General features: G+C 72.7%; 15 protein-coding genes, 2 pseudogenes and 1 riboswitch. Of the genes and pseudogenes, 11 read left to right on the top strand and 6 right to left on the bottom strand.

Annotation, left to right across the window (positions count from 1 at the left end):
• Position 1: 1 nt before the first annotated feature.
• Together KO717_RS03095 and KO717_RS03100 are read right to left on the bottom strand one after the other, a co-directional pair.
• Positions 2-856 carry a hypothetical protein gene (locus KO717_RS03095; RefSeq protein ID WP_301364306.1) on the bottom strand — a complete coding sequence of 285 codons (855 nt, stop codon included), beginning with the start codon at positions 854-856 and terminating at the stop codon, positions 2-4.
• A 9-nt stretch (positions 857-865) separates the two neighbouring features.
• Complete coding sequence (locus tag KO717_RS03100; RefSeq protein WP_301364307.1) at positions 866-1,924, bottom strand: 3-oxoacyl-ACP synthase III family protein; 1,059 nt, start codon at positions 1,922-1,924, stop codon at positions 866-868.
• 387 nt (positions 1,925-2,311) lie between these two features.
• Between KO717_RS03100 and KO717_RS03105 the strand changes: the two are divergent.
• The 8 genes and pseudogenes from KO717_RS03105 (at position 2,312) to KO717_RS03140 (ending at position 9,302) form a co-directional block, all read left to right on the top strand.
• Positions 2,312-2,384 (top strand): annotated as a pseudogene (locus tag KO717_RS03105).
• A 73-nt stretch (positions 2,385-2,457) separates the two neighbouring features.
• Positions 2,458-3,594, top strand: a complete 1,137-nt coding sequence (locus KO717_RS03110; RefSeq protein WP_301364309.1) for a gala protein — start codon at positions 2,458-2,460, stop codon at positions 3,592-3,594.
• Complete coding sequence (locus KO717_RS03115) at positions 3,591-5,270, top strand: ankyrin repeat domain-containing protein (RefSeq protein WP_301364310.1); 1,680 nt, start codon at positions 3,591-3,593, stop codon at positions 5,268-5,270. The genes KO717_RS03110 and KO717_RS03115 overlap by 4 nt, the downstream gene beginning before the upstream one ends.
• A complete protein-coding gene (locus KO717_RS03120; RefSeq protein WP_301364312.1) occupies positions 5,267-6,478 on the top strand; it encodes an AAA family ATPase in 1,212 nt (403 codons plus the stop codon). Before KO717_RS03115 ends, KO717_RS03120 begins: the two co-directional genes overlap by 4 nt.
• Positions 6,479-6,490: 12 nt before the next feature.
• Complete coding sequence (locus KO717_RS03125) at positions 6,491-7,675, top strand: vWA domain-containing protein (RefSeq protein ID WP_301364313.1); 1,185 nt, start codon at positions 6,491-6,493, stop codon at positions 7,673-7,675.
• A gap of 309 nt (positions 7,676-7,984) precedes the next feature.
• Entirely contained in the window at positions 7,985-8,179 is a 195-nt protein-coding gene (locus KO717_RS03130) for a hypothetical protein (RefSeq protein WP_301364314.1), read from the top strand.
• Between the two features lie 87 nt (positions 8,180-8,266).
• Positions 8,267-8,329, top strand: a riboswitch (guanidine-III (ykkC-III) riboswitch).
• A gap of 75 nt (positions 8,330-8,404) precedes the next feature.
• Positions 8,405-8,866: an Ohr family peroxiredoxin gene (locus KO717_RS03135; protein ID WP_301364316.1), complete on the top strand. Its 462-nt coding sequence runs from the start codon at positions 8,405-8,407 to the stop codon at positions 8,864-8,866.
• Positions 8,853-9,302 carry a hypothetical protein gene (locus tag KO717_RS03140; protein WP_301364317.1) on the top strand — a complete coding sequence of 150 codons (450 nt, stop codon included), beginning with the start codon at positions 8,853-8,855 and terminating at the stop codon, positions 9,300-9,302. Before KO717_RS03135 ends, KO717_RS03140 begins: the two co-directional genes overlap by 14 nt.
• A 33-nt stretch (positions 9,303-9,335) precedes the next feature.
• Here KO717_RS03140 and KO717_RS03145 read toward each other — a convergent pair whose 3' ends face one another.
• The 3 genes and pseudogenes from KO717_RS03145 to KO717_RS03155 all read right to left on the bottom strand — a co-directional run bounded on the left by KO717_RS03145 (position 9,336) and on the right by KO717_RS03155 (position 12,815).
• On the bottom strand, positions 9,336-10,130 hold the full coding sequence (locus KO717_RS03145; protein ID WP_301364318.1) for a peptidoglycan recognition protein family protein: 795 nt from the start codon (positions 10,128-10,130) through the stop codon (positions 9,336-9,338).
• 91 nt (positions 10,131-10,221) lie between these two features.
• A pseudogene (locus tag KO717_RS03150) lies at positions 10,222-10,593 on the bottom strand (MFS transporter); the annotation flags it as partial.
• Positions 10,594-10,745: 152 nt separating this feature from the next.
• A complete protein-coding gene (locus KO717_RS03155) occupies positions 10,746-12,815 on the bottom strand; it encodes a nuclease-related domain-containing DEAD/DEAH box helicase (RefSeq protein ID WP_301364319.1) in 2,070 nt (689 codons plus the stop codon).
• Between the two features lie 482 nt (positions 12,816-13,297).
• On the opposite strand from KO717_RS03155, the gene KO717_RS03160 reads away from it, so the two are divergent.
• Positions 13,298-13,516 (top strand): hypothetical protein, encoded by a 219-nt coding sequence (locus tag KO717_RS03160; RefSeq protein ID WP_301364320.1) that lies wholly within the window; start codon positions 13,298-13,300, stop codon positions 13,514-13,516.
• 44 nt (positions 13,517-13,560) lie between these two features.
• Here KO717_RS03160 and KO717_RS03165 read toward each other — a convergent pair whose 3' ends face one another.
• Positions 13,561-13,725 carry a hypothetical protein gene (locus KO717_RS03165; RefSeq protein WP_301374986.1) on the bottom strand — a complete coding sequence of 55 codons (165 nt, stop codon included), beginning with the start codon at positions 13,723-13,725 and terminating at the stop codon, positions 13,561-13,563.
• 4 nt (positions 13,726-13,729) lie between these two features.
• On the opposite strand from KO717_RS03165, the gene KO717_RS03170 reads away from it, so the two are divergent.
• Together KO717_RS03170 and KO717_RS03175 are read left to right on the top strand one after the other, a co-directional pair.
• The gene (locus KO717_RS03170; RefSeq protein ID WP_367401573.1) at positions 13,730-14,155 is read left to right on the top strand and encodes a VOC family protein; all 426 of its coding nucleotides are present in this window, start codon (positions 13,730-13,732) and stop codon (positions 14,153-14,155) included.
• 46 nt (positions 14,156-14,201) lie between these two features.
• A complete protein-coding gene (locus tag KO717_RS03175; RefSeq protein WP_301364321.1) occupies positions 14,202-14,687 on the top strand; it encodes a hypothetical protein in 486 nt (161 codons plus the stop codon).
• Position 14,688 lies beyond the last annotated feature (1 nt).

Consider the following 14,688-nt stretch of genomic DNA (forward strand, 5'->3'; position numbering starts at 1 on the left):
CTCACCACCCCTCGGGCCGGTAGAGGGCGCAGGCCGCGCTGGGGCCGGCGCCGACCGACACGAACAGGAACTGGTCGTGGTCGTCGTGGCGTACGCCGTCCAGCGCGCGGAGGTAGCCGAGGACCGGCGCCGCGGTGTGCGGCTCGCCCTTCACCCCGGCGCCGTCGGCGGTCGCGGACGGGCCGATCACCAGGGTCCGGTCGAGGTCGATGCCGATCTCCTGCGCGTAGTCGGCGGCGGCACTCGCCGCGAACTCGTCCATCCGCTGCGCGTGGTCCGGCTCGCGCCGGACGGTGATCGTGGTCCGCCCGTGCCGGCCCATGGTGTCGGTGTCGAGGTAGCCCTCGACGTCGGTGGGCCGGTCGGCGGTGTAGTGGCGTACCGGCCCGAACCCGGCGTGGGGGTCGGCACTGCGCTCCAGCAGGAGGGCGCCGGCGAGGTCCGCGTACGGGTAGTCGGGATCGCGGTCCGCGTCGCCGCCGGGGTGCACGTCGGCAGCGGTGATCAGGAGCCGTTCGGTGCTTCCGGTCTCCAGGAGGGCCTGGCCCGCCTGGACGGCGTTCAGTACGCCGCAGGCTCCGTTCATCAGGTCGAAGGAGAAGCCGGCGGCCGGTTCGGGGTCGGCGATGTAGTCGAGGTTGATGCCGACCTCCTTCTGGACCAGGGCCGACATGGCCGGTTCGAAGGTGTTGTGTTCGCGGTAGACGCCGACGTTGATGAGGACGCCGATCGAGGAGGCCGGCACCCGGGCCCGGGCCAGGGCGCCGCGGGCGGCGCGGCCCGCGAGGTCCACGACGGAGGCCGGGGCGGACGCCGTGCCGTCGGGCAGGGCGGTTGCGGCTGCGGTGATGACCATGCCCATGGTTCAGACCCCCACGTTCGTCAGCGTCGCGGACAGGGCGCCGGTGACCACGCCGGAGGCGGCCGGCACCAGCAGGTACTTGGCCCCGGGGCGGGCGTCGCCCGACCTGAGGTGCTCGCACAGCGTCAGGAAGTGCGAGGTGGTGGCGGTGTTTCCGTACCGCTCGACCACGGAGAGGGAGTCCGGCATGGGGGTGGCGAACTCGGCCTCGGCCGTCTGGTTGACGTAGTCGATGAAGCGGGTGCCGACCTGGTGCTGGATGACGTGGTCGAACTCCTCACCGGCGAACGTCCGCCCCTTCTTGGCCAGGAAGTCCCCGTGGAAGCGCGGCCACAGCTTGAGCCGGTCGCGGTTGTGCATCTTCTTGTTGTCCGTGTAGAGGGCGATGCCCGGATTGCGGTCGCTGGGCATGCCCATGCACAGGTGGGAGTACTCGGAGCAGGTCATCAGCTCGATGTAGTGGATGCGGTCGGCCGCGTCGGTGGAGCGGTCCAGGACGACCGCGGCCGCCGAGTCCCCGACGGACAGCGAGGCGAACTGCGGGTCGTAGGAGTCGGTCATCTCGCGTGCGGCGGTCTGTGCGACGCGGGTCGCCTGCTCGCCGCTGACGACCAGGCCGCGCCGCACGGCGCCGGAGCGGATCATCCGGTCGAGCAGCCACACGCCGGTCATCATTCCGGCGCAGGCGTTGGAGACGTCGAAGTGGATGGCGGAGCGGGCGCCCAGCTCGCCGGCCAGCGTCGCGGCGAAGGACGGCTCGAAGGTGAAGCGACCGCCGTCCTTGAAGCGGGTGATCGAGGCCGAGATGACGATGTCGAGGTCGGCGGCCCCGTAGCGGGAGGACTCCAGCGCGTCCCGGGCGGCGGACAGGGCCATCCCGAACGAGTCCTCGCCGGCCGCCGGTTCGGGGTCGTACACGCGCCGTTCGGTGATCCCGGTGATCTTCTCGATGTCCGCCTCCCCCAGCCCCGGGACCAGGGCGGCGAGTTGCGGAGTGGTCTGGACTGCGGCTGGAAGGCAGATGCCTAAGGCTTCTATTCGGCTGTATGCGGTGGTGCTCATGTGTGTGGCTCTCCGTGGCGGTCCGCCCGGGGCATGGGAGTGCCAGGGCGGTGGTTGACAGAGGGATTCAATGGGCGTCCGGGGAATAACGGACAGTCAAGTTACCGTAGCGTACGGAGATGTCGACGATGTGTCAGGGCTTCGCAAATCAGGAACATATGGTCGAATATCGGCCACCCGCCATCACTTGCCATCGCTCGCCATCGCCGTGACATCAAGCAGAATCCGAGCTTCCGCCCCGCTCCGCGGCACTCACGCCCTCGAAAACCTGTCCGGAACCACTCGGTCCACCTCGCAGGGTGTGACGGACGTGACCATCGCGCACATACCGACCGGCCAAACTGGTGATCGATTTCCGGCCGCCGAGTGGGTATGATCGCCGGCAGCAAGGCCGTAGCGCAGAGGTCGTCGCGCCCACGCATCGAGCTGGAGGACGTCGGTTCGAATCCGACCGGTCTTGCGTCTACTTCCGCAGTTCCCCTTCAAGTCGTGATGGACGCCGGGCACCGGCGAATGAAACCGGTGGAGTGGTGATGACACAGCCGACACCCGTACGGTGCCCCGCGATCGAGCACCCCGACCTGCCGCCGGCCGACCCGGCCCGCCTCGGCCCGCTGCTCGCCCGGCTCGCCGCGGACCGGCCCGTCGAGACCGACGAGACCTTCCCCCTCGGCACCCTGCGCACCGACGGCCGCGTCGACCTCTGCAAGCAGGGGCTCGGCCCGGCCGGCGCGGCCCGACTGCTGCCGGCCGCCACCGCCTCCGCGCACGCCAGGCACCTGCTCCTCGGCACCAACGCCATCGGCGACGCGGGCGCCGGCACCCTGGCCGAGGCCCTCACCGGCGACCACGGGCTGCACACCCTCTACCTCGGCTGCAACCGGATCGGCCCGGACGGGGTGGGCTCCCTCGCCGGTGCCCTCGGCGACGACACGACCGTCCGCGCCCTGTGGCTCAAGCGCAACCCGCTCTTCGGGGACGGCGCCCGCACCGTGGCCGCACTGCTGCGCCGCAACACCGCCCTGCGCACCCTCGACCTGGTCAACACCGGAATCGGCGTCGACGGCGTACGCCTCCTGCTCGACGCCCTGCTGGAGCGGGAGCAGCCCCTGGAACGGCTGTTCCTCGGCGGCAACGGCCTCGGCCCGGACGCAGCCCCGCTGCTGGCCGCCCTGATACGGGAGGCCGGGGTGCGCGAGCTGTACGTCCCCGCCAACCACCTCGGCGACGAGGGCGCCGCGGCCCTCGCCTCCGCCGCGGCCGGCTCCGCCCACCCGGTCCGGCTCGGGCTCGGCGGCAACGGCATCGGCGCCGCCGGAGCGCGGAGCCTGGCCGCCTCCCTCGGCGGCATCGAAGCACTCGACCTCGGACGGACCATGTCGGAGCGCAGCCTCGGCTCCCCCGGCAACGACCCCGGCGACGAAGGGGCGTACGCCCTGGCCGCGGCCCTCCCCGGCAGCCCCCTGCGCCGGCTGGAGCTGCGCCACACCGGCCTCACCGGGCGCGGTGCGAAGAGCCTGCTCGCGGCGGTGCCCGCGGACAGCCCGCTGGAGTACGTCGGCCTGGGTCCCGGCCTGCCCCGCCGCGTGAAGCGCTCGTTCACCGAGCGGCTGCGTCCCGCCCGGGCCGCCCACCCGGACCTGCGCGCCATCGGCAGTGTGTACCGGTGAGCACGGAGAACGCCGAACTGCCCGGCGGCCTGCGGCCGGAGGACCGTCCGGCATGGCGGCGGATCCGCCGCTACGCCGTGCCCGGCTGGATGATCGAGCAGGCCACCGCGCACCGGCTGGCCGGTGACTGGCGTGCGGCCTGCGCGGCCGCCGCCGTGGACGTCGGCTTCGAACTGCCCGAGCTCGCGGCCCGTTACGGCGCCGCCGTGGCCGAGTCGGTGGCGGAGGACCTGCGCCACCTCGCCCCGGACCTGCTGCGCTGGCACCTGCCCCGGTACCTGGGCGGCCGCACCACCCTCGCCACCGACCTGCGGATCCTGCTCGCCTCCTACGGCGGCCCCGGCGGTCCGACCCTGTCGGTCACCACACCCCACATGAGCGAAGGCCCGCAGCGGCTGCGCCTGCACTGCGCGCCGCTCACCACGAAGAAGTGGAACGTCTACACCGGGCGCGGCTTCGTCGCGGAGAACTGGACCGCGGCCCGGCCCTTCTGGGACGCCCGCCACTCGTCCGAGCTGGGCGCGCGCTTCGCCGACCCGGACGGCCTCGCCGAGCGGATCGCCGTGCTGCGCGCCGCAGGGGACACGCTCGGGGCCTATGCGGCGGCGGGCATCGAATGCGACCTGAGCATCCCCGCTCCGCAGCCCTACCAGCGCCCGACGGACCCGGAGGCCCTCCTCGCCGGGATGCCGATCGACCTCGGCCGGCTCGCACCGGAGGTGGCCCGGCTGATGGCGGCGGGAGCGGGCGACCGCTACCGGATCTCGGCGAGCTGGCGCTCCTACCTGCTGCTGGAACACGTCGGTCCCGACAGCCTCCGGGCCCGCATCGTCGACCAGGCCGAGGCACTCGCCCTGCCGGCCCTGCCCCGGTACGCCTGGCAGCGGCTCCCCGATCCCGAACTGGTCAAGGCCGGCCTGATCTCCCCGCGCGAGCTGCACCCGCTGGTGTCCGCCTCTCTGTTCCCCGGCGCGGGACCGGCGGTGCGCCCGCCCGCTGCCGACACGGGCGAGCCGGTACGGGTGCGCTGCCGCGGCGGATGGCACGAGGTGCGCTCACGAGGCGGCGTACTCGACGTACCGCACACCCCCGAGGAGCAGCAACGCGAGCGTGCCATGCGGGCGTTCGGCGGAGCGGTCTCGGGGTGCTTCGCCGTGCAGCAGAGCTGGACCACGGGTGAAGGAAGGCTGCCGCGCGCCCTCCGGGCCCAGCGGCACGAGCTCTTCCTGCGCATCCAGCACGGCGACACCCCGGGCGTGGTGGCGCTGCTGGACGCGGGTATGGACCCCCGCATCCGCGACGCCCGCGGCCGCGGCCTGCTGCACACCCTCCACCTGCTCGACCACGAGGTGCTGCTGCCCCGGCTGCTGGCGGCCGGACTCGACCTGGAGGCACGGGACGACGGGCAGCGCACCCCGTTGCTGTCCGCGGTGAACTGGGGCGGCTCGGCGGACCTGGTCAGGGACCTGCTGGCGGCCGGCGCCCGGATCGACGTCACCGACGAGATGGAACTGTCGCTGTCCCAGGTGATCCGCCGCTACAGGCGCACCGACCTCACCTTCCTGGGGGACCGCGTCGACGAGGAGTTCCCCGGTATCGGCGCCGACTGGTTCGACGAACACATGGAGTACCGCGAGGAAGACGAGGACGACGAGGAAGAGGACGACGACGCGTGAGTGCGACCCAGCCCCAGCCCCAGCCGCAGCCCGCCCGGGCCCTGGCGGCCGCCGACGCCCTGGGCGCCCGGCTGGGCGCCACCCGCACCGAACCCGCCACCAACCCCCAACTGGAGGCACTGGCACTGGCCGTGACGGCCAACCAGCCCGTCCTCCTGTGGGGTGAGCCGGGCATCGGCAAGTCCGCCGGCATGGAGCAGCTCGCCACCGCGCTCGGCGTGCGGCTGGAGACCGTCATCGCCAGCGTCCACGAACCCTCCGACTTCGCGGGGCTGCCCATCGTCGGCGAGGACCCGGCCACCACGGGTGTCCCCATGGCGCCGCCGGACTGGGCGGTACGCCTCGCCCGCACCGGCCACGGGCTGCTGTTCTTCGACGAGCTGTCCTCCGCCCCGCCCGCCGTGCAGGCGGCCCTGCTGCGCGTGGTCCTGGAGCGCCGGGTCGGCAGCCTCGAACTGCCGGCGGCGGTACGGATCGTCGCCGCCGCCAATCCGCCCGCGAGCGCCGCGGACGGCTGGCACCTCAGCCCGCCGCTCGCGAACCGCTTCGTCCACCTCGACTGGACGCACAACCCGCGCACCGTGGCCCGCGGCATGGCCGGCACCTGGCCCGAGGTGGCCATCCCGGCCGTCGATCCCGCCAAGGCCTCCGGTTCGGTCGCCCGGGCCCGCGGCGCCGTCTCCGGCTTCCTCACCGCCCGGCCGGGCCTGGTCCACCACATGCCGGCCGAGGCCGCCGGACGGGGTCGCGGCTGGCCCTCCCCGCGTACCTGGGAGATGGCCCTGCGGCTGCTGGCCACGGGGTACGCGGCCTCGACGGGCCGGGAGGCGCTGGCAGCCGCGCTCACCGGCGCCGTGGGCGAGGCCGCCGGGATCGAACTGCTCTCGTACCTCGAACACCTCGACCTGCCCGACCCGGACCGGGTGCTGGCCGACCCGGACGCCTTCGCCCTGCCCGAGCGCGGCGACCGGCAGCTGGCCTTCCTCATCGCGGTGGTCGCGGCCGTGCAGAGCGAGCTCACCCGCCCCCGGTGGGAGGCGGGCTGGGTGGTCCTCGCGAAGGCCGTGGACGCGGGCGTTCCCGACGTCGCCGCCCGCGCCGCCGCCGACCTCGCAGCGATGCGCGACCTCGACTGGCCGGTGCCGGCCGGCATCGACGCCTTCGTGGAACTGCTCCAGCTGTCCGGCTCGCTGCCGGGCGGCAACTGAGCCCGGTCCGCCGTGCGCCCGGAGCTGGACCGCGCGAAGCTGCTGGCAGCCCGGTACAAGGCCGCCGAGACCCGTCCGTACCTCGCTTCCGCGCTGTACGCCCTGACCGTCGTCCCCTCGGCCGGGGTGCGCACCATGGGCGTGGACCGGCACTGGCGCTGCTACGTCTCGCCCGCCTTCGTCGAGGCGACCCCGGTCGTCGAACTGGCCGGGGTGTGGATCCACGAGGTGGCGCACCTGCTGCGCGACCACCACGGCCGGGCCGAGCGCCTGCCGGCCGCCGACCAGCGCGATCCGGTCCGGGTCAACATCGCCCAGGACTGCGAGATCAACGACGACCTGCTGGCCGACGGGCTGGTGCTGCCCGAGGGCCGGATGGAGCCCAGGCTCTACGGCCTGCCCACGGGCGGCCTGTTCGAGACGTACCTGCCGGCGATTCCCCCGACGCCCCACGGGCCGGACTGCGGTTCCGGTGCGCACGGCACCCCCGGGCCCTGGGAGCTGGGCGAGGACGGCGGCCCCGCCCGGGTCGGCCCGGTGGAGGCCGAGGCGCTGCGCCGGCAGACCGCCGAGGCCGTACGGGCCCACCGGCGCACCCGGGGCCGGGTCCCCGAGGGCTGGGCCCGGTGGGCCGAGGAACTTCTGGAGCCCTCCGTCGACTGGCGCCAGGCCCTGGCGGGAGCGGTCCGCGAGGCCGCCGCCTGGGCGGCCGGCGCGGTGGACTACACGTACCGCCGCCCCTCGCGCCGGACACCCGCGCTCGGCGGCAGGGTGGTGCTGCCCAGTCTGCGCAGGCCGCTGCCGCGGGTGGCCGTCGTCATCGACACCTCGGGATCGATGGGTCCGGACGACCTGGCGGCCGCCCTCGCCGAAGTCACCGGCGTCCTGCGGGAGGTGGGCGTCGGCGGGAACCGGGTCGCCGTCCTCGCGTGCGACGCCGACGTGCATGCCGTGACCCGGGTGCGCAGTGCCGGCGAGGTGACCCTGGCCGGTGGCGGAGGCACGGACATGCGGGTCGGCATCGCTGCGGCCCTGGCCCTGCCCGACCGGCCGAACGTCGTGGTCGTGCTGACCGACGGGTACACGCCGTGGCCGGACGAGACCCCGTCGTGCCGGCTGATCGCCGCGCTGATCGGCAACACCCCGCCCGCGCCCCCGTCCTGGGTGGAGACGGTACGCGTCGACCTGGCCACGTGATCCCGGCCGGGATACGGCACCGTACGACACCCGCCGTCCTGCCGATCCTGGTGGGACGCGGCACCAAGTGCCCTGCCGCCGGTGGCCCTTGCCGGTGCGGCGCCGGCGGCGGAAGTCGCTCTTCCCGGTGGGTGGCGGACGGCCGTCGCCCGCGCCGCGCCAATGCCCGGACGCACGGCTGATGTTGCCCTCTCGGCAGCGCCGACGCGGCCCCCGAGGACACGTCTTGTCACCCTCTGTGTTTAACAGCCCGCGAATCGGTAACAAGATGTAGTGACAGGCAGTCAATACTCGACGAAAGGCAGGACCATGAACCTCGTCAACGTGCTCATCCTCGTCGCGGTCCTCGCACTTGTCGGCCTGCTGATCGCGGCCCCCAGCGCCACCGTGCGGCGCAACCCGTTCCCGGGCCGCCGGCGGCGAGCCGACCACCACCGGCGCTCGGGCGCCCCGAGGTCGACCCGGGTGCCCGGTCAGCGGGGCGTCCAGCACCACGCACCCTGACCCCCGGGCCGGCGGCCGGGTCGGTGGCGGGTGAGGTACTTCACCGCGGGGGGTGGCCCCGGACCGCGGAGCGCGTTGCTAGATTGTCCGGCGGCCGGTCCACGGCCCCGGACGAGATGCGCCGTACCCGGTTACGCACGACGACGCGCGAGGTGCCGCACGAGCGGCGCCGTCCGCTGTCCGCACCCGGGCAGCGTCCTCGTCGAGCAAGATGGGCCGTACGTCATGACCGTGCCACTCACCCGCAGCCTGTACCGGACGACCGCGCACGCCGCGGGGGGACGTACCGGATCCGTCCGCACGGACGACGGACGCCTGGACGTCCGCCTCGCCCCGCCGCGCAAGAAGGTGCCCGGCACCACCAACCCGGAGCAGCTGTTCGCGGCCGGCTTCGCCGCCTGCTTCACCTCCGCGCTCGCGGAGGTCGCCGCGGAGTTCGGGGCGGACGCCTCCGCCGCGCGCGTGGCCTGCGAGGTCCAGCTCGGCACCACGGACACGCCCGCCGGCTACGGCCTCGCGGTGACGCTCACCGTCAGCCTGCCCGGGTGGCGGGCGGCGGACCTCCAGCCCCTGCTGCACCGGGCGGACGCGGTCTGCCCGTACTCGCAAGCCGTACGCGGCAACGTACCGCTGACGCTCCTGGCCGTGGACGAGCCCGCCGGGCCTGCCGCCGATGACCGCGCCTGAGCCCGGGGCGGGCGGGCGCGTCCCGGACGGCCCCGGCGTCCCGGTGCCCGAGCACGGTGCCTGGCTGCGGCGCGGCATCAGCCGCAACGGCGGACCTCTCGTCGAGGACCGCGAAGTGGTGTGGCTGCAGGCCGGGCCGTACTACGCCGACAGCCGGGGCTTCGCCGGTACGACGTCCTTCGACGGCTCCCAGGTGCACTTCCACCACCTCACGGGCGAGCCCGGCGAAGACGCCGGCACCTTCCGGTGGGACGGTGCGAACCTCGTCGAGCGGGGCACCAACCCGGACGGCAGCACCTTCCTGGAGATCTGGACCCCGCTGCCCGCCGCCGACGGCGCCTGCGGCTCCTGGTCCGGCCCGGACCACCACGTGGTGCGCGTCGGGCGCCACGTGGTGCATGCCGATTCCCGTGCCGGTACGTACTGGCGACTGTAGCCCCGGGGGGTGGCCCGGGGCGTCGGCGCACCCTCAGGGCAGAAGACCGGCCGGGAGGTATTCCGCGTACTCCGCCGCCTGCTGACCGGTGGCCTGGCGGACCAGGTCCTCGATGGGGTCGACCGCCTCCTCCGGCGCGGGCGCGCCGAGGCGGGCGGCGACGTCCTTGCGGAGGGTCGGGAGCAGTGCGTAGAGGTGGTCGCCGGGGCAGGAGGTGGCGTTGAAGTCGCGGTGGCCGTAGATCTCCGACGCGGGCAAGCCGTACTGGTCGCAGATGTGGGCGCACAGGTCGGCCAGGGCCGCGTACTGGGCCGCGGGCGGGTCCTGCGAGGTGTACGTGCCCTCGTTCTCGATGCCGATCGACACGGTGTTCTGGCCGACGCAGTGCGCCGCCCGCACCTGGCGGGTGCCGGCGCGCAGCTCCGCGAGGCTGTTGTGGCGCCCCTCCAGTACGAAGGCCCCGCGGCTGACGGTGAAGTGCTGGCCCGTGTCGATCCAGCCCTGCGCGTCCATGTGGTAGGTCTGGATCGCGCGGGCGAGGGCGAAGGCGCGCTGCTTCGAGTAGTCCGTCACGTTCGCCGTCGCCGTGTGGTGGACGATGATCCGCTCCGGGCGGTTGTCCAGGACGACGACGGGTTCGGACGCCGCCCGTGCACCCCAGGCGGCGCAGCCGATGATGTCCGGGGTGGCGGCGGACGCCCGTCCGGCCGTGGCGAGCGGCAGTGCCGTGGCGGCGGCCAGGGCGAAGGCTCCCGTGAGGACCGACCGGCGGGTGTACGGGGTGAAGGTGGCGCGCGCGGGCGGCCGGTGCAGTGCGGAGAAGGTCATGCGGCGCCATTGAAGGGGACTGCCCCTCCACCGGTCGCGCAGACACACCGCGCAACCCCCCGGGAGTGTCCCGACCGGCCGTATCCGGCTGTCACCCGGAGCCGGCGGACGGAGCCGGCTTCGCCACCGACAGGGGCTCGGCGATGTCCTCCAGGGAGCGCCGCTCCGCCTTGACCGCCAGGAACGCCGCCACGAGTCCGGCGGCGCACATCAGTGCGGCGCCGATCCGGAAGGCGAGCGCCGTGTCGCCGACCACACCCGACCCGGTGAGGTCGGCGAAGATCAGCGGGCCGCTGATGCCTCCCGCCGCGGTGCCGAGGGCGTAGAAGAAAGCGATGGCCATGGCGCGGGTCTCCATGGGAAACACCTCCGAGACGGTCAGGTACGCGCTGGAGGCGCCCGCCGACGCGAAGAACAGCACCACGCACCAGCAGACCGTCATCGTCGTCGCCGTGAGCGAACCCCCCGGCCGCCACTGCTCCTGCGGCCGGCCCGGCGACGGACAGCTCCCAGCTTGCGCGCAGTTCCCGGGCGCGCCGGCCGCGACACACCTGCCGCGGCCCGAACACGGCCGTCCGCCCCCGCCTGATCCGCGGGGCACCGCCTCCCCGCCTCCTACGTGGTGACGCTGCCGAGCCACAGCAGGTCACGCGCGCGGGTCATCGCCACGAAGAGCTGGCTGCGGAGCAGTTCCTCGCGCTCCAGGGCCGTCTCCGAAGTCTCCGTACCGCCGGCGGTACCGCCCGCCGTGCCGGCCGGCGCTCCCTTCGCGAACACCTCATCGTGCTGGGGCAGGAAGACGTTCTTGAACTCCAGGCCCTTGGCCCTGCGATAGGTGCCCAGCTTCACCGCGTCGACCGCGCGGCCGTCGTAGTGCTCCAACTGGCACACGGGGATGCCCGCCTGGGTGAGCAACCGCTGGTAGTGGCGAAAAGCGCGCATGGAGGGGCACAGGAGGGCGGTGTCGGCCCGCGCACCGTCGGGCAGGGAACGCAGGGCGTCCAGGAGGTCCCTGTCGTGGGCGTCGACCGTGGGCCTGGTGACACGTACGACGTCCCCGTCGTGGTAGGTGAGGTCGACGTCGCGGCGCCCCGGGGTGCGCAGGCCGTCGATGTCCTCGAAGGCGTCGTCGGCCACGACGGTGAGGGCGGCGTCCAGGATCTGCTTGCTGTTGCGGTAGTTGGTGCGCAGCACCTGTCCGCGGTCGCCGCGGATGTCGATGCCCGCGTCGGTGAGGCGGAAGCCGCCCGGGTACACGGTCTGCTGACCGTCGCCGACGAGCAGCAGACCGTTCGGCACATCACCGACGAGCGCGTGCAGGAGGCGCACACCGACGAGCGTGAGGTCCTGGACCTCGTCCACGATGACCGCCGCGTACGGGGGCCGCTCGCGCCCGCGTACCGCTTCGGCCAGGGCCAGGGAGAGGACGTCGTTGAAGTCGTGGACGCCGCGCTCGCCGCGCAGCGATTCGTACGCCTCGTACAGCTCCCACACCGACTGCCGGTGCGTACGGTGGAGGCGCGCCTTGCGCCGCCGCCTGGGGAGGGTCACGTACTCCTCGAAGCGGGTGAGGCCCCGCCCCTTGATGACGTAGTCGATCTCTTCGTGCCAGTAGGCGGGGGCCGGGTCGAGCTCGGCCAGACGGCCCTCCCGGCCGACGTTCTTCCAGGCGAGGCTGAAGGCGGTCTCGGCCTTGTCCCCGTGCAGCCGTACCGGTATGCCCCGCCCCTGCAGGAACTCCTGCGCCCAGGAGTGGAGACTGCGGAAGTCCACCCGGTCGGCGACGGCCGGGGCCATGCTCCGGAGGAAAGTGCTCTGTACCCGGGGCAGGTTGTTGGCGAAGGTGACGTACAGGATGCGGCCGGTCGTCCGCCGGGCCAGGTGGGCCGCACGGTGCAGGGCGACGACCGTCTTGCCGGTACCGGCCGGTCCGCTGATGCGGGCCGGGCCCGCCCAGTTGCGGCGCACCAGCGCTACCTGATCGGGGTGGAGGAAGGTCATCCACTGCTCGATCGGCGCCTGCATCGCTCCCTTCAAGGCCGCGTCGCGCAGGCCTTCCAGGTCGAACAGCCCGTCCGGGGAGCTGGGTCGGTGGTGCTCGGGCACCTGCGGCTGCTGCTGCTCGACCGCCGACCCCGCGTAGCCCGGGAACACCCGCTCCAGATGGTCGGCGATCGCCCGGACCGACTCCGCGCGCAGCCGGTGCCGCTGCGACAGCAGCACGGGGCCGATCTCGTGTTCGCCCAGGAGCCGTATCCGGCCGCGGCTCGTGTCGACACGCTGCCCGGCGAACACCATGAGCGGCTGGACCGCCACCGGTGACATGCCGAGGGACGCCACCGCGCTCTCGGCGGCCTTCGTGGCGGCGAGCAGCCCGGCCGCCTGTCCGTCGTCCGGCTCGCCGCCGGCGGTGACGTCGATGACGTCGATGACGAAGACACCACCGGGCCCCACCAGCAGCATGTCCGCTTCGGCGGTCCGTGTCCCGGACCATTGCCGGTCGACGAGCAACCGCCAGCCGCGGGCCGTCAGTACCAACAGCTGGGCGAGGACCCGCTGTTCGCCCTCACCGACAGCGCCCCACCGCAGGGCCTGCCGGCGGGCGGCCTGCCACTGCTCCCGGAGTAACCGCTCCTGCCGCCGCGCGTCCTGCGCCCGCTGCGATGCCGCCCCGCCTGCCCCCATACCAGCCCCCCTCGTACGCGGAGTGACGATCATAGGGCGGAACGCGAGCGTGCCGGCAGGGCGCGTACCGGGCGGCGGGCCGGCTTCGGAACACCTGCGGGACAGCCCTCGGGTGGAGGACTACACTCGGAAGGAGATGGGGGCCGCAACTGCGGGAGTCACCCAAATCCCGTGGCTACGCGCCAGGGCGCGACGGCGAGATGTCCACGCCTTGGTCCGAGTCCGCGGCCGGTCGACGCAGTGCGACAGCGGCTGCGGCTACAGCCTCATTTCCGCATATATGGACCGACAAAATCTCATGACATCTGGTGCATGAGGCATGTGGGCTGTGCGCTGCACGCCAGGTCATGCCGGTCTCTTCTGCGGGCCGTTCCGTACCGGTCCGGCCGCCGTTCCTCATATGCAGCTCCGAGGAGTTCGGCGCGCGCTCGACCGGCGAGGACCGGGACGGCACAGAACACGACAATGAAGGGTGCTGAATCATGCAAGCACTGAGAATCAAGCGTCTCTTCGCGGTGTCTGCCATCGGCGTTCTGATGGCAGGTGGCGCTGCCATCGGCGCCGCCGGTACCGCCTCCGCGGCCACGCCCACCCACGCCGTCACCTACGTCACCGGTGGTGGCTGGGACCATGACCACCACCACGGATGGTACGACGACGACGATGACGACTGGGGCGGAGGCTACGGCGACGACTGCTGACTGATCAGTGTGTGGAGCTGTGCGGCACGTCCGGCCGCACGGCTTCACCTGCGCACCGGGCAGTCTTCCTCGGCGACGGTGAACTGGTCGCGGACGAAGTGCTGTTCGCTGTTCGCTGTTCGCCATCGGCCGGACCGGTGCATCCGGGAGGTCGTCATGGGCACCGCGAACCAGGACGGCGCAACGAACGTCGACGGAGGGTCGACCATGGATATGAATCTAGAGGTCGTAGTGATACCGGTGGCTGACGTCGATCGCGCCCTGCGCTTCTACCAGGGCTTGGGGTGGAGGGTCGATGCGGACTTCGAGACGGGGCCGGAATTCCGAATCGTGCAGCTGACGCCTCCGGGCTCGGGATGCTCGATCCATATCGGCCGCGGAGTCACCCCTGCGGCAGCAGGCTCCGTCCAGGGAACGTACCTCGTCGTCCAGGACCTCGACAAAGCCCGCGCCGAGCTGATCGGCCAGGGTGCCGAGGTCAGCGAGATCTTCCACCGCGTCTACGACAGCGGCACCCCGGAACAGGTGGACGGCCCGGCTCCGAACGGCGCCAGCTACGGCTCGTACGCGACGTTCAGTGACCCGGACGGGAATGGGTGGCTGCTCCAGGAGGTCCGGGAGCGACTGCCCGGACGATGACGGCCGCCAGAACCGGGCAGAGCACTCGAGACCGAGAGGACCGCCCATGACCAGCGTTGTACGGCCGATTCTTCACGGCGCCGCTGCGGGACTCGCCGGCACGACCGCACTCAACATGGCGGGTTACGTCGATATCGTACTTCGAGGCCGGCCCCTCAGTGATACGCCTGAGATCACGGTGCGCACCCTTGCCGAGAAGCTCCATGTACGAATTCCCGGGGACGACCGGGTCCGGGAGAACCGGATCGCGGGCCTCGGTCCCTTGACCGGATACACCGTGGGGATGGGCATGGGGGTGGCACTGTCACTGGCGCAGGCTGCCGGCTGGCTTCCGACGAAGACGTCCCGCTATGCCGTTGCATCCCTCTTCGCCCTGACTGTCACCAACATGCCGATTTTCCTTCTGGGAATCTCGGATCCGCGGACCTGGACAGCCTCGGACTGGGTCTCGGACATCATCCCGCACGGCATCTTCGCGCTGGTCACGGTCCGCGTCATCGAAAAGCTGGAAGCGGCGAGCCCCCGGAGCTGAC

It is taken from the genome of Streptomyces xanthophaeus (genome assembly GCF_030440515.1).
Classification (GTDB): domain Bacteria; phylum Actinomycetota; class Actinomycetes; order Streptomycetales; family Streptomycetaceae; genus Streptomyces; species Streptomyces kutzneri.